Source organism: Pseudomonas sp. 478 (assembly GCF_003254125.1).
Classification (GTDB): Bacteria; Pseudomonadota; Gammaproteobacteria; order Pseudomonadales; family Pseudomonadaceae; genus Aquipseudomonas.
The window spans coordinates 50,521-63,882 of the sequence record NZ_QKZG01000014.1; the positions used below are offsets into that span (position 1 = coordinate 50,521).

15 protein-coding genes are annotated in these 13,362 nt (G+C 58.2%); 6 read left to right on the forward strand and 9 right to left on the reverse strand.

What is annotated here, in order from left to right:
- Positions 1-154 precede the first annotated feature (154 nt).
- The gene (locus DFS28_RS24735; protein WP_111451843.1) at positions 155-1,120 is read right to left on the reverse strand and encodes a leucyl aminopeptidase; all 966 of its coding nucleotides are present in this window, start codon (positions 1,118-1,120) and stop codon (positions 155-157) included.
- Between the two features lie 69 nt (positions 1,121-1,189).
- Positions 1,190-1,327, reverse strand: coding sequence for a hypothetical protein (locus DFS28_RS30650; protein WP_008156111.1), 138 nt, complete (start codon positions 1,325-1,327; stop codon positions 1,190-1,192).
- A gap of 930 nt (positions 1,328-2,257) precedes the next feature.
- Here DFS28_RS30650 and DFS28_RS24740 point away from each other — a divergent pair.
- Both DFS28_RS24740 and arfB read left to right on the forward strand, forming a co-directional pair.
- A complete protein-coding gene (locus DFS28_RS24740) occupies positions 2,258-3,679 on the forward strand; it encodes an amino acid permease (protein WP_111451844.1) in 1,422 nt (473 codons plus the stop codon).
- Between the two features lie 222 nt (positions 3,680-3,901).
- Positions 3,902-4,315 carry an alternative ribosome rescue aminoacyl-tRNA hydrolase ArfB gene (gene arfB / locus DFS28_RS24750; RefSeq protein ID WP_008010994.1) on the forward strand — a complete coding sequence of 138 codons (414 nt, stop codon included), beginning with the start codon at positions 3,902-3,904 and terminating at the stop codon, positions 4,313-4,315.
- Here the strand turns inward: arfB and DFS28_RS24755 are convergent.
- The 7 genes from DFS28_RS24755 to DFS28_RS30460 all read right to left on the reverse strand — a co-directional run bounded on the left by DFS28_RS24755 (position 4,312) and on the right by DFS28_RS30460 (position 9,153).
- Positions 4,312-5,526 (reverse strand): MFS transporter, encoded by a 1,215-nt coding sequence (locus DFS28_RS24755; protein WP_111451846.1) that lies wholly within the window; start codon positions 5,524-5,526, stop codon positions 4,312-4,314. The two genes, arfB and DFS28_RS24755, sit on opposite strands and share 4 nt — an antisense overlap.
- 105 nt (positions 5,527-5,631) lie before the next feature.
- A complete protein-coding gene (locus DFS28_RS24760; RefSeq protein ID WP_111451847.1) occupies positions 5,632-5,829 on the reverse strand; it encodes a hypothetical protein in 198 nt (65 codons plus the stop codon).
- Positions 5,830-5,904: 75 nt separating this feature from the next.
- Positions 5,905-6,036 (reverse strand): hypothetical protein, encoded by a 132-nt coding sequence (locus DFS28_RS30965; RefSeq protein ID WP_008156098.1) that lies wholly within the window; start codon positions 6,034-6,036, stop codon positions 5,905-5,907.
- 276 nt (positions 6,037-6,312) lie between these two features.
- Positions 6,313-7,506 (reverse strand): amino acid aminotransferase, encoded by a 1,194-nt coding sequence (locus tag DFS28_RS24770; RefSeq protein ID WP_111451848.1) that lies wholly within the window; start codon positions 7,504-7,506, stop codon positions 6,313-6,315.
- The gene (locus DFS28_RS24775) at positions 7,506-7,862 is read right to left on the reverse strand and encodes a 4a-hydroxytetrahydrobiopterin dehydratase (protein WP_008030478.1); all 357 of its coding nucleotides are present in this window, start codon (positions 7,860-7,862) and stop codon (positions 7,506-7,508) included. The genes DFS28_RS24770 and DFS28_RS24775 overlap by 1 nt, the downstream gene beginning before the upstream one ends.
- 104 nt (positions 7,863-7,966) lie before the next feature.
- Positions 7,967-8,752 carry a phenylalanine 4-monooxygenase gene (phhA, locus tag DFS28_RS24780; protein ID WP_111451849.1) on the reverse strand — a complete coding sequence of 262 codons (786 nt, stop codon included), beginning with the start codon at positions 8,750-8,752 and terminating at the stop codon, positions 7,967-7,969.
- Positions 8,753-8,886: 134 nt separating this feature from the next.
- Positions 8,887-9,153: a hypothetical protein gene (locus DFS28_RS30460; RefSeq protein WP_132834325.1), complete on the reverse strand. Its 267-nt coding sequence runs from the start codon at positions 9,151-9,153 to the stop codon at positions 8,887-8,889.
- On the opposite strand from DFS28_RS30460, the gene DFS28_RS24785 reads away from it, so the two are divergent.
- The 4 genes from DFS28_RS24785 (at position 9,136) to flgH (ending at position 13,335) form a co-directional block, all read left to right on the forward strand.
- Positions 9,136-10,695, forward strand: a complete 1,560-nt coding sequence (locus DFS28_RS24785; protein WP_111451850.1) for a sigma-54-dependent transcriptional regulator — start codon at positions 9,136-9,138, stop codon at positions 10,693-10,695. The two genes, DFS28_RS30460 and DFS28_RS24785, sit on opposite strands and share 18 nt — an antisense overlap.
- Before the next feature lie 320 nt (positions 10,696-11,015).
- Complete coding sequence (locus tag DFS28_RS24790) at positions 11,016-11,756, forward strand: flagellar basal body rod protein FlgF (protein WP_111451851.1); 741 nt, start codon at positions 11,016-11,018, stop codon at positions 11,754-11,756.
- A 45-nt stretch (positions 11,757-11,801) separates the two neighbouring features.
- Complete coding sequence (flgG, locus tag DFS28_RS24795) at positions 11,802-12,587, forward strand: flagellar basal-body rod protein FlgG (protein ID WP_008011001.1); 786 nt, start codon at positions 11,802-11,804, stop codon at positions 12,585-12,587.
- A gap of 52 nt (positions 12,588-12,639) precedes the next feature.
- A complete protein-coding gene (gene flgH / locus DFS28_RS24800; protein WP_111451852.1) occupies positions 12,640-13,335 on the forward strand; it encodes a flagellar basal body L-ring protein FlgH in 696 nt (231 codons plus the stop codon).
- Positions 13,336-13,362 lie beyond the last annotated feature (27 nt).

Sequence of the window (13,362 nt, forward strand, 5' to 3'; positions counted from 1 at the left end):
AAACGCCAACCTTCGGGTTGGCGTTTTTTTTTACCCGTCTGATCGTTCCCACGCTCCGCGTGGGAATGCAGCCCGTGACGCTCTGCGTCACATCTCAAGAGCGGACGCAGAGCGTCCATTGATGCATTACCACGCAGAGCGTGGGAACGATCAGTCAGAACACAAACCGCCCATCAAACACCGGCTCATCATCCAGCGCCAACACGCCGCTGGAAAAGATCAGGTCCAGATGATGGCTACCCTTCGCGCCACCGCCCAATCCCAGATGCAGCCCGCAATGGCGCTCCTCAAACCCGGCATTGCGCGCATACAGCGTCTTCACGCCTTCGTTGGTGCCGATCCCCAGCTCCTCAATCCGTCGATTGGATGGATTGGCCTCCAGGTACTTGTTGAAGTCATGTTCCAGTCCCGGCACCTCGGTGGCGATTTTGCTGATGGTCGAATTCTCGATCCACAACTCCAGTGGCGACTCCAGCACCCCGTATTTGCGGGCAAATGGAATGGTGCTGAGAAAAGTCCCCATGAACTTGACCCTGCCGTTAATGGCCTCGCTGTGCGTGGCAATCTCACCCGGCGCCAGATCGAAGTTGCCGACACCGTTGATGTCGGTCCACTTCTTGATACTGCTCAACGGTGTTTCGAACCACGAGCCGTGATCATCTTTGAAACTTAACGTGGTGGCATGGGACATGCGCTGGATCAAGTGGCTGTTCAACCCGGCAATGCGCTGCGGGGTGACACTGAACGTGTCGTAGAAGTAATCGCCGTAATCCTTGAACAGCAGCGACTTCTTCCAGTTCTCGGCCATGACGCCTTGCAGCGCGCGGACAAATTCCGGGCCGTCGGGGCGCGGGTTGGGCAGGGTGGAAGAGTCGTAGAAGAAAATGTACAGATCGCTGTCGGCAATCGCCTGGGCCAGCAATTCCGTGGGCTCCAGATCCAGTCGCATTGCGCTGAAACTGAAGCGTGGGCTGGCACCGGCCTGTTCGGCGATGGCGCTCGTCAGTGCCTGGTAATCAGCCGTGTAGCCGAGCAAGACCTTCGCCGGGTTGATGCCGACAAGGGCAGGGTGCTGTTCGAGGTAGTAAAGGAAATGCGAAATGGCGCGTTGCTTATCCATGTAGTCCTCCCTGACAAACCGAAAAAAAGTGGCAGGCACAACCGGCCGGATCGTGCCTGCCGGGATGTCTTACAGAGGCCACATCGCCGTGCCGAACGGAACAACCGCATCGGCTTGCATCATTTCAACGGCGGCGTCATGGGTCGGTGCTTCAAACCAATCGTCCAGTTGCAGTTCAGTTTCCAAGTCTTTTTCAAGTGCTTGCATTGTGAATCTCCTAGATGACTTTTTCGGTAAGTGCTGCGGCGCGTTTTCAGTCATTGAATAACCCGCCAACTTGCTGATTGATGCGCCTCGGCAAGTCGCTGAAAACCTAGTTCACAGGTTTTTAAATTGCAAAAAAATAATCAAATAAGATTTGTTTGAACTTTTTGTTCTGTTTTTTATTAAGCAATTTGTTAATAAAAAACAGAAAACTAACTCGACCTTTTCCTTAGGAAGCTTCCTACCGTCAATTTGCAGTCAGCCTACAGTCAGATCTGATTCGGCAAATTTACGTTACGGCATGTAAAGAAATGCTGACGAAATCAAGCCTCAAAGCCCTTGGTTTGACGCTTGCGGAAGGAGTGTAAGGAAAACCTTCCGCTCGGCAGCCATTTAGCCTACGCGCAGGGCTCTGGCCCGCTTGTTTCAGGCGCGGTTGAAGGGTGAGATGCGCCCCATGCCTGTCGTGCAGGTGCATAACAAGAAGGAGGCGCAATGTACGCCGTGACTCATTTCCACTTCTCTGCGAGGGGCGATTTTTCCGCCGTCCCCGTCGATGACCCGCAAAGGTCTGACTCAATTTTTGCAGCCGCCCGAGACCCTCGAGGCGGACACAGGCAATCCCGGCAAATGACACGCTGATCCAGCAGTGTCTGGCAGCAGGGGGTTACAGGTGTACAATGCGCCGCGTTTTAACTGTGACCTCCTGCGCATCTGCGCAAACCTCAAGGCTATCCGTCTTGTTCACTCCGCCGCGCCACAAGCGTGTCGGGTTCGATTTCGTCACAGATAAAAACAAACAGGTGACGCATGACCGTTGTAAAAACGCTGAACTCCTTTTGCCTTCGCTGGGGTTTGATCGGCGCTGCTTGAAATCGCAACCGAGCAGCAACGTCTAACGAACATCATCAAACCTTGCGTGAGACCCTTTTCATGAGTGGACAAAACTCGCATTCAGGCGAGCTGAAACGCGGCCTGAAAAATCGCCACATTCAACTGATCGCCCTCGGTGGCGCGATCGGTACCGGGCTGTTCCTCGGTTCGGCAGGCGTACTGAAATCCGCCGGCCCGTCGATGATCCTCGGCTATGCCATCTGCGGCTTCATTGCTTTCATGATCATGCGCCAGCTCGGCGAAATGATCGTCGAAGAGCCTGTCGCCGGTTCCTTCAGCCACTTCGCCCATAAATACTGGGGCGGTTTCGCCGGCTTCCTGTCGGGCTGGAACTGCTGGATTCTGTACATTCTGGTGGGCATGTCGGAGCTGACCGCGGTCGGCAAATACATCCACTACTGGGCGCCAGACATCCCGACCTGGGTCTCGGCAGCCGGCTTCTTCGTCTTGATCAACCTGATCAATCTGGCGAACGTCAAAGTCTTTGGTGAGGCCGAGTTCTGGTTTGCGATCATCAAGGTCGTGGCCATCGTCGGCATGATTGCGCTCGGCAGCTACCTGCTGGTCAGCGGCGACGGCGGCCCGCAAGCGTCGGTGACTAACCTGTGGGCCCACGGCGGCTTCTTCCCGAATGGCATCAGCGGTTTGGTGATGGCCATGGCGATCATCATGTTCTCCTTCGGCGGCCTGGAAATGCTCGGTTTCACCGCCGCGGAAGCCGACAAGCCGAAAACCGTGATCCCGAAAGCCATCAACCAGGTGATCTACCGGATCCTGATTTTCTACATCGGTGCGTTGGTTATCCTGCTTTCCTTGACGCCATGGGACAGCCTGTTGGCGACCCTGAACGCGTCGGGTGATTCCTACAGCGGCAGCCCGTTCGTGCAAGTGTTCTCGATGCTCGGCAGCGACACCGCTGCGCACATCCTCAACTTCGTGGTCCTGACCGCGGCGCTGTCGGTGTACAACAGCGGCACCTACTGCAACAGCCGCATGTTGCTGGGCATGGCCGAGCAGGGCGATGCGCCGAAAGCCTTGTCGAAGATCGACAAGCGCGGCGTGCCAGTGCGGTCGATCCTTGCTTCGGCGGCGGTGACATTGATTGCCGTATTGCTGAACTACCTGATCCCGCAAAACGCGCTGGAACTGTTGATGTCGCTGGTGGTTGCCACCCTGGTGATCAACTGGGCGATGATCAGCTTCTCGCACTTCAAGTTCCGCCAGCACATGAACAAGACCAAACAGACACCGCTGTTCAAGGCCCTGTGGTACCCGTACGGGAACTACATCTGCCTGGCATTCGTGGTGTTCATTCTGGGCGTCATGCTGCTGATTCCGGGGATTCAGATCTCGGTGTATGCGATTCCGGTGTGGGTCGCGTTCATGTGGATTTGCTACGGCATCAAGAACAAGCGTCGTGACCGGCATGCGTTGCAAGCTGCGGGTTCCGTAGCGAAATAATGTAAGTACAGAAACAACAAACCCGGCCATGTGCCGGGTTTGTTGTTTTCGGGTTTTACACAAATCCCTTGTAGGAGTGAGCCTGCTCGCGATAGCGGTGTGTCAGTCAACATCTTAGTTGCCGGACACACCGCTATCGCGAGCAGGCTCACTCCTACAAGGGACCGAATTCTTTCAGTTCATTCGCGGTATCCTGAGCGTTCTGAACCCGGACGCTTTTCCATGCTGGTGATATCCAACAACGTGCATCTGCCAGATGCCGAGATCGAATTGACCGCCATCCGCGCCCAGGGCGCCGGAGGGCAGAACGTCAACAAGGTCTCCAGCGCGGTGCACCTGCGTTTCGACATTCCGGCCTCTTCCTTGCCCGAGTTCTACAAGGAACGGCTGCTGGCGCTGCGTGACAGTCGCATCACCAGCGAAGGGGTGTTGATCATCAAGGCCCAGCAATACCGCACGCAAGAAGCCAATCGCGCAGATGCGTTGGAGCGGCTGACCGAGTTGATCCTCAGTGCCACCAAGGTCGAAAAGAAACGTCGCCCGACCAAACCGACCCTAGGTTCGAAGAAGCGTCGGTTGGAGTCCAAGACCAAGCGCGGCAGCATCAAGGCCGGGCGTGGCAAGGTCGATTTTTAGCGGGCTTGGCGCTCTTCCCGGTACTTTTCATTGAGATGCTTCGGCGCCTGCCGGTACAAGTAAACACTCAGTGCCAGACCGCTCAACGCGGCGAGTGCAGCAAACAGGAAGATTGAGGCAAAGCCAAAACCTGCCGCAATCGCACCCGCCACCGGCCCGGTGATCCCCAGCGACAAATCGATGAACAACGAATAAGCCCCGACTGCCGCGCCACGACTCGAGGCCGGTACCAGGTTGACCGCTTCCACCCCCAGCGCGGGGAATACCAGCGAGAAACCGAACCCGCTCAGTGCCGCACCGGCCAATGCCCAATGAGCGTCCGGCGCCAGCCACAGCAGCAGCAAGCCGAACGTTTCCACCGACAGGCAGGCAATCGCCACGCGAAAGCCGCCGAGGCGGTTGATCAGGTTGCCGAACAGCAGCCGCGCACCGATGAAACTGGCACCGAACAGGCTCAGGCACAGCACCGCGTTGTCCCAGTGTTGCGTGGCGTAATACAGGGTGATGAAGGTGGCGATGGTGCCAAAGCCGATCGAGCCCAGCGCCAGACCGCAACCATGTGGCAGTACGCGCCCCAGCACATGCATGAACGGCAAACGCTCGCCGACCACAATCGGTGCGGCGATTTTCGGCCAGGCCAGCACCAGGCCGAGGACGGCCAGCAACACGATGCTCACGCCCATGCTCCACAAGCCCAGTTGATTAACCAGCAGCACGCCCAGCGGTGCGCCGACTGCCAGTGCGCCATAACTGGCGATGCCGTTCCAGGAAATGACCTTGGCGGTGTTCGCCGCGCCGACCCGGCCGATGCCCCAGCCAATCGAGCCGGAGCCCACCAGGCTTTCCGCGCTGCCGAGTACCAGACGGCCGATCAACAGGCTGATCAGGCTCAAGGTCGGCAAGCTTTGGGTCCAGGCCGAAATCAGCATGAACACGCCGCTCAAACCGCAGCCGGCGAGGCCGTACATCACGGCGAGTTTGCTGCCCTTGTTATCGATGATTTTTCCGGCATACGGACGGCTGAGCAGGGTGGCCAGGTATTGCACGCTGATCACCAGGCCGGCAATGACGGCGCCGAAGCCCAGATCGCTGTGGACGTAACCCGGCAACACGGCCAGGGGAATGCCGATATTCAGGTAACCGATGAAGGTGAACAGGACGATGGAAACGACTTGCAGCGTGACCGCCAGGGGGCGCTGGTTTTCAGACATGGGTAAAGATCCACGGGGAAGCGGGATAGATAGGCTGCTTATGATAGCGGCGCGAACGGCTACTGGTCGTGGAAAAAGTAAAACTATTTGCCGGACGGGGATGAATCAGGGTTTGGCGGGTGCGACCAGGTGCGTGGTGACCAGGGCGGCCAAGGCGTTTTCTTCGCTGCCGAAGCGGGCGAGCAGCGCGGCGCGTTTCTCGGGGGACAGGCGATTCCAGATCTCGATCATCTTCTCGGTGGTGCCGATCAAGACGCTGGCTTGCTGAGCTTCGTTAAAAGTAGAGGAGAAGTCATCAGACATGGTGTGGGCTCGGGGTTCAGGCGGTGTGGAAAGCGCATGTTAGCGCTTTCCACACGGTCTGGCATTGCAGGTGAATCAGTCTTCGCTGTCGGCCTTGCGGCGTTCAGTGGCTTCTTTCGGCTCGGGCTGTTGGGCACCGGCTTGTTGCGTGGGCGTCTGCTCAGTTTCGTGCAGGCTTGGGAAGGGGAGATTAGGGATCTCGTGCATATCGCGCTCCTCGCAAAGTCTGTTGATAGATCTGGTAGATCCGCGCTTTTAAAAAGCTTGGGGAGGATACAGCAGAAGAAATGACAAATAGACTTTTATATCCAATTGTTGCGACGGATGGGATTGTCTAGACAGGTCTGCAAGAGGGGGCAACACAAAACAAATGTGGGAGCGGGCTTGCTCGCGAAGGCGGAGTGTCAGGCAACGATAATGTCGACTGACACTCCGCCTTCGCGAGCAAGCCCGCTCCCACCGGGGACTTGCGGTGCTTGGGGGTTATTTGCAGACTTCGGCGATTGCCTCGGCCAGCAAATCAAGGCGTGTGGCATCGATTCCGGCGACGTTAGCCCGACCAGTGCCCACCATGTAAACACTGTGATGATCACGCAATTGTTTGACCTGTTCCGGCGTCAAACCGGTGTAGGAAAACATTCCGCGCTGCACGCCGATGTGCGCAAAGCGCTCGCGCAAACCATGAGGCTCAAGCGCTTCAACCAAACCGCTGCGCAGTTGGGCGATACGCAAACGCATGGCTTCCACTTCGTCGGCCCAGAGACTTTTCAGCTCTGGATCACCGAGGATGGTCGCTACCACAGCAGCGCCGTGATCCGGCGGTGTCGACCACAGGTTGCGGGCGATGTTGGCCAGCTGGCTGCGGATATCCACCAGCTTGTCAGCGGTTTTCGCGCAGACAATTAGCGCACCGGTACGGTCGCGGTACAGGCCGAAGTTCTTCGAGCAGGAACTGGTGATCAGCACTTCCGGCAAGGCGGCAGCGAACAACCGGGTTGACCAGGCATCCTGTTCCAGGCCATCGCCGAAGCCTTGGTAGGCGAAATCGATCAGTGGCACCAGATCGCGACTGCGCACCACATCCAGCACCCGGCGCCAATCATCATGGGACAGATCGAAACCGGTCGGGTTATGGCAGCAAGCGTGCAGCAGCACCACATCGCCCTTCGGCGCTTCATTGAGTACTGCGAGCATCGCTTCGACGTCGAGGCGGTTATCGCTGCCGACATACGGGTAATGACTGACCTTGACTCCGGCTGCCGCGAAGATGGTTTCGTGGATCGGCCAGGTCGGGTTGCTCAGCCACACGCCACGGCCCGGCAGGCACTGGGCGATAAAATCGGCGCTCAAGCGCAGCGCGCCGGTGCCGCCCGGCGTTTGCGTTGCGCCAGTCCGTTGTTCGGTGATCAACGGGGAATCGGCACCCAGCACCAATTCAACGATGGCCTTGCCGAACGCCGATTCACCGTGGCCGCCGATGTAGGTCTTGGTGGTCTGACGATCCACCAGACGTTGCTCGGCGAGCTTCACGGACTGGGGGATCGGTGTCAGGCCCTGGGCATCTTTATAGACGCCCACGCCGAGGTCGAATTTGCGCGGGTTGGGGTCCTGCGCATAGGCCTCCATCAGGCCGAGAATCGGGTCGCCGGGTACTCGTCCGATGGCGTCGAAATGCATTATTTGCGGCCCTCGGCGTCCTTGGCCACTTCGTCAGTGCGCGCGGCCATGATGAAATCGTTGCGATGCAGGCCCTTGATGGAGTGGCTCCACCAGGTCACGGTGACTTTGCCCCACTCGGTCAGCAGGCCCGGGTGGTGACCTTCAGCCTCGGAGATTTCACCGACGGCGTTGGTGAACGCCAGTGCGTGCTTGAAGTTCTTGAACAGGAAAACTTTTTCCAACTGCATCACGCTGTCGCGCACTTCGATGTTCCAGTCGGGAATCTGCTTGATCAGTACCGGCAGTTCTTCGTCGCTGACTTGAGGGGCATCGGCGCGGCAGGCTTCGCAATGGGCTTGGTTCAATGTGGACATGATGGGTTCCTGAAATCGAATTATTGGAAATCGGCCGTCAGTGTCACCACGCTAAACCAAAGCGTCGGTTCCTGACAGGCTCACTTGATTCTAAAAGCTGCGGATCACGCGGCCTTTGGCGGAAATTTTGGTGTGTGCAAGCCCAGCTGCATGCCTTGCTTGACCATGCCCATGATGTCTTCGTGGGCGAGATCGAACAGGCGCTTGAGGTTCGGCAGGACAAAGTACAGCGGTTGCAGGATGTCGATGCGGTACGGCGTGCGCATGCATTCCAGCGGATCGAAGGTCTGATGCTCAGGTTCATCCGACAGGCAGTAAACGGTTTCTTTCGGCGAGGAGAGAATACCGCCGCCGTAGATGCGCAGGCCTTCAGCTGTATCGACCAGGCCGAACTCGATGGTCATCCAGTACAGACGCGCCAGGTAAACGCGTTCTTCCTTGGAAGCCTGTAGGCCGAGTTTGCCGTAGGTGTGGGTGAATTCGGCAAACCAGGGGTTGGTCAGCAGTGGGCAGTGGCCAAAGATCTCGTGGAAAATGTCCGGCTCTTGCAGGTAATCCAGCTCTTCGCGGGTACGAATAAACGTCGCCACCGGAAACTGCTTGTTGGCGAGCAATTCGAAAAAAGTCTGGAAGGGGATCAGTGCGGGTACCCGGGCAACCTGCCACCCGGTGGTTTCACCGAGGACCTTGTTGATCTCACCGAGTTGCGGAATGCGGTCGTGGGGCAGACCGAGTTTTTCGATACCGTCCAGGTATTCCTGGCACGCACGACCCTCGATCACTTTCAGTTGGCGAGTAATCAGCGTGTTCCACACCGCGTGTTCTTCGGCGGGGTAGTCGATAAAACCTTGCGCATCGGGCTCGCGAGCCACGTATTGCGTCTGCTTCATGCTGCTCTCCTGCTAGGGGATTTCGTTCTTGTTATGTCCTGCTATGGACCTAGAAATACCTCAAGAAATGCAGTGTTGCAGCACGCGAGTCGCGCCGTTCGTAGGAAAAATCGTCGATTTTCGTAAAGTATTCGTTACGGATTGGCCACAATGGCGCAGGGATTGAGATTTGCGGGTTTGAAATGGCTTGCAGGTGTCACATAATCTTGACGACTATCTGCGCGTCCTTGCAGAAAAATACCCTTGTGGGAGCGGGCTTGCTCGCGAAAGCGGTCTTTCTGATACATCAATGTTAGATCTGCCGGCGCTTTCGCGAGCCAGCCCGCTCCCACTGGTTGCGCGCCAGGCATCACAACCTCAATCAGCGTTTTCAGGTCTTTTATATGCGTATCAAAGTCCACTGCCAGAACCGCATCGGCATTCTGCGTGACATTCTCAACCTGCTGGTGGAGTACGGGATCAACGTCGCACGCGGCGAGGTCGGCGGTGAGCATGGCAACGCGATCTACCTGCATTGCCCGAACCTGATCAACATTCAGTTTCAGGCATTGCGTCCGAAATTCGAATCGATTGCCGGGGTGTTCGGTGTCAAGCGTGTAGGACTGATGCCCAGCGAGCGTCGGCACATGGAGCTCAATGCCTTGCTTGGTGCGCTGGAGTTTCCGGTGCTGTCGATCGACATGGGCGGCTCGATCGTCGCGGCCAACCGTGCGGCGGCGCAGTTGCTTGGCGTGCGGGTAGATGAGGTGCCGGGGATTCCGCTGTCGCGTTACGCCGAGGATTTCGACTTGCCGGAACTGGTGCGTGCCAACAAGTCGCGGATCAACGGCTTGCGGGTGAAGGTGAAGGGCGACGTGTTTCTCGCCGACATTGCACCGCTGCAATCGGAGCATGACGACAGCGAAGCCATGGCTGGCGCGGTGCTCACGCTGCACCGCGCCGACCGGGTCGGTGAACGCATCTATAACGTGCGCAAGCAGGAGCTGCGAGGTTTCGACAGCATTTTCCAAAGCTCGAAGGTGATGGCCGCGGTGGTGCGCGAAGCCCGACGCATGGCGCCGCTGGATGCGCCGCTATTAATAGAAGGTGAAACCGGTACGGGTAAAGAATTGTTGGCGCGCGCCTGCCACCTGGCAAGTCCGCGGGGGCAGTCACCGTTGATGGCGCTCAACTGCGCCGGCCTGCCGGAATCCATGGCGGAGACGGAGCTGTTCGGCTACGGCCCCGGCGCTTTCGAAGGGGCGCGGGCCGAAGGCAAGCTCGGTCTGCTGGAACTAACGGCGGGCGGTACGCTGTTTCTCGATGGTGTCGGGGAAATGAGCCCGCGTTTACAGGTGAAATTGCTGCGTTTCCTGCAGGACGGTTGCTTCCGTCGTGTGGGCAGCGATGAAGAGGTTTATCTGGATGTGCGGGTGATTTGCGCGACGCAGGTCGACCTGTCCGAGTTGTGCGCGCGGGGTGAGTTTCGCCAGGATTTGTATCACCGTTTGAACGTGCTTTCACTGCACATCCCGCCACTGCGCGAATGCCTCGACGGTTTGACGCCGCTAGTCGAACACTTCCTCGATCAGGCCAGTCGACAGATCGGTTGCCCGCTGCCGAAACTGGCGCCGGCGGCGATGGAACGGCTCAGTCATTACCATTGGCCGGGCAATGTCCGGCAATTGGAAAACGTGTTGTTCCAGGCGGTTTCCTTGTGTGAGGGCGGGACCGTCAAGGCCGAACATATTCGCCTGCCGGACTACGGCGTGCGTCAGCCACTTGGCGATTTCTCGCTCGAGGGCGGGCTGGACGAGATTGTCGGGCGCTTCGAGAAAGCGGTGCTTGAGCGTTTGTATTCCGAACACCCGAGCAGTCGGCAGCTGGGCAAGCGGTTGGGGGTTTCGCACACGACCATTGCCAATAAGTTGCGTGAGTATGAAGTTGGCAAGACTGAGTCTTAGCCGATAGCTGTTTTACCTGTGATGGACTCTTCGCGAGCAAGCCCGCTCCCACATTTGATCGAGTCGAACACAAATTAACTGTGGGAGCGGGCTTGCTCGCGAAGACGGTAGTCCAGTCAACCTCAAGGTCAGCCGTTGCCACTTACCGGCATAACACCGCCGGTTTTTCGTCTTTGACACAATCCTCCAATCCCTCCTGAACCCCTCAAGTCCTTTGTTTGCCGGGCCCTGCGCCGCCAGAAAAAAGTTGGTCTGCAAATTGCTTATCGCTCAGCAGTACAGCGGTGGACGGCAAACGTCCGGCATGCAGAGGAAAGAGTGTGGACAAGTACCTTTATGTGGCAATGACCGGCGCCAGCCAGAATGCACTGGCGCAGAAGGCTCATGCGAACAACCTGGCGAACATCTCCACCAACGGTTTCCAGAAAGACCTGGAACAGGCGCGTTCGATTCCGGTGTTCGGCGACAGCTTTCCGGCGCGTGCGTTTGCCCTGTCCGAACGTCCGGCCACCGATTTTTCCCCTGGCGCATTGGTGGAAACCGGTCGCGACCTTGATGTCGCGGTGCAAGGCAATGGCTGGATCGCCGTGCAGAACCCTGATGGCGGCGAAAGCTACGTGCGCACCGGCAGCCTGAACGTCGACGCCCTGGGCGTGCTGCGGGCCGGCAACGGTATGCCGGTGATGGGCAATGGCGGGCCGATTGCCGTGCCGCCCGAGCAGCAAATCGAAGTGGGCGAGGACGGCACCATCAGCATTCGTGCGATGGGCGAAGGTCCGCGCGTGATGGCGGAAGTCGACCGCATCAAACTGGTCAACCCGGACTTCAAGAACATGACCAAAGGCCTGGACGGTTCGATTCACACCAAGGACGGCAAGCCTGCGCAAGCCGATGCCAACGTCAAACTGGTGTCCGGTTTCCTTGAGTCGAGCAACGTCAACGCCGTGGAAGAGATGACTTCGGTGCTGGCCCTGGCCAAGCAGTTCGAGCTGCACATCAAGATGATGAACACCGCCAAAGACGATGACCAGGCCATGGCTCGGGTCTTGCAGATCAGCTAATTATCAGAACGTCGCGCCGTAAAACAGGCGCACGAGGAGAATCGAATGCTTCCGGCTCTATGGGTTGCCAAAACAGGTCTGTCCGCCCAGGACACCAACCTGACGACCATTTCCAACAACCTGGCCAACGTGTCGACCACGGGTTTCAAACGTGACCGCGCCGAGTTCCAGGACTTGCTCTACCAGATCAAACGTCAGCCAGGCGCCCAGTCGACCCAGGACAGTGAGCTGCCGTCGGGTCTGCAAGTGGGTACCGGTGTGCGCATCGTCGGCACCCAGAAAAACTTCACCGCCGGCAGCCTGCAAACCACCGAACAGCCGTTGGACATGGCCATCGACGGTCGCGGTTTCTTCCAGATTCTGCAGCCGGACGGCACGACTTCCTACACCCGTGACGGTACGTTCCACCTGGACTCCAACGGTCAGATCGTGAACGCCAGCGGCTTCGCCCTGGAACCGGCCATCGTCATCCCGAACGATGCCCAGACCTTCACGGTCGGTCGCGACGGCACCGTGTCCATCACCGTTGCCGGCAACCCGGCCTCCCAGGTGATCGGCAACCTGCAAACCGCCGATTTCATCAACCCGGCCGGTCTGCAGGCTGTGGGCAATAACCTGTTTCTGGAAACCGCTGCCAGCGGCGCGCCGCAAGTCGGTACCCCGGGCCTGGCCGGTTTCGGCACCACGCTGCAGAACACTCTGGAAACCTCGAACGTCAGCACCGTTGAAGAGATGGTCAACATGATCACCACTCAGCGCGCTTACGAGATGAACTCCAAGGTGATCTCCACCGCCGACCAGATGCTCTCGTTCGTAACGCAGAATCTGTAATCAAGTCTATGAGGCGGCCATGAGGTCGCCTGCAACACCGTGAGGTAGGGTCATGAATCGCTATGTATCTGTTCTGGCACTGAGTGGGATCGCCGCGCTTTCGGGTTGCGTCGGTCCGACGCCCAAGCCCAATGACCCTTACTACGCCCCGGTGTTACCGCGCACGCCGCTGCCGGCGGCGGCCAATAACGGCTCGATCTACCAGGCCGGTTTCGAACAGAACCTGTACAGCGACCGCAAGGCGTTCCGGGTCGGTGACATCATCACTATCACCTTGAACGAGAAGACCCAGGCCAGCAAAAACGCCAATTCCCAGGTCGGCAAGACCAGCAAGACCAGCATTGGCCTGTCCTCTCTGTTCGGCGGCGGCTTGAGTACCAACGATCCGATTGGCAGCGGTGACCTGAGTCTGGATGCCGCTTACAGCGGCGACCGCGCGACCAAGGGTGACAGCAAGGCTGGACAGGGCAACAGCCTCACTGGCTCGATCACGGTGACCGTTGCCGACGTGTTGCCCAACGGCATCATCGCCGTGCGCGGCGAGAAGTGGATGACCCTCAATACCGGTGATGAACTGGTGCGGATTGCAGGGCTTGTTCGCGCCGATGACATCGCGACGGACAACACCGTTTCGTCGACCCGTATCGCCGATGCACGCATCACCTATTCGGGCACCGGTTCGTTTGCCGATGCGAGTCAGCCAGGCTGGTTCGACCGTTTCTTCCTCAGCCCGCTGTTCCCTTTCTAGGTGGCTACGTTGAATCTTAAACACCTC

What these genes read in the sequence shown, in the direction of transcription:
- DFS28_RS24735 (WP_111451843.1), bottom strand. Translation starts at nt 1,120, where the DNA reads ATGGATAAGCAACGCGCCATTTCGCATTTCCTTTACTACCTCGAACAG.
- DFS28_RS30650 (WP_008156111.1), bottom strand. Translation starts at nt 1,327, where the DNA reads ATGCAAGCACTTGAAAAAGACTTGGAAACTGAACTGCAACTGGACGAT.
- DFS28_RS24740 (WP_111451844.1), top strand. Translation starts at nt 2,258, where the DNA reads ATGAGTGGACAAAACTCGCATTCAGGCGAGCTGAAACGCGGCCTGAAA.
- arfB (WP_008010994.1), top strand. Translation starts at nt 3,902, where the DNA reads ATGCTGGTGATATCCAACAACGTGCATCTGCCAGATGCCGAGATCGAA.
- DFS28_RS24755 (WP_111451846.1), bottom strand. Translation starts at nt 5,526, where the DNA reads ATGTCTGAAAACCAGCGCCCCCTGGCGGTCACGCTGCAAGTCGTTTCC.
- DFS28_RS24760 (WP_111451847.1), bottom strand. Translation starts at nt 5,829, where the DNA reads ATGTCTGATGACTTCTCCTCTACTTTTAACGAAGCTCAGCAAGCCAGC.
- DFS28_RS30965 (WP_008156098.1), bottom strand. Translation starts at nt 6,036, where the DNA reads ATGCACGAGATCCCTAATCTCCCCTTCCCAAGCCTGCACGAAACTGAG.
- DFS28_RS24770 (WP_111451848.1), bottom strand. Translation starts at nt 7,506, where the DNA reads ATGCATTTCGACGCCATCGGACGAGTACCCGGCGACCCGATTCTCGGC.
- DFS28_RS24775 (WP_008030478.1), bottom strand. Translation starts at nt 7,862, where the DNA reads ATGTCCACATTGAACCAAGCCCATTGCGAAGCCTGCCGCGCCGATGCC.
- phhA (WP_111451849.1), bottom strand. Translation starts at nt 8,752, where the DNA reads ATGAAGCAGACGCAATACGTGGCTCGCGAGCCCGATGCGCAAGGTTTT.
- DFS28_RS24785 (WP_111451850.1), top strand. Translation starts at nt 9,136, where the DNA reads ATGCGTATCAAAGTCCACTGCCAGAACCGCATCGGCATTCTGCGTGAC.
- flgG (WP_008011001.1), top strand. Translation starts at nt 11,802, where the DNA reads ATGCTTCCGGCTCTATGGGTTGCCAAAACAGGTCTGTCCGCCCAGGAC.
- flgH (WP_111451852.1), top strand. Translation starts at nt 12,640, where the DNA reads ATGAATCGCTATGTATCTGTTCTGGCACTGAGTGGGATCGCCGCGCTT.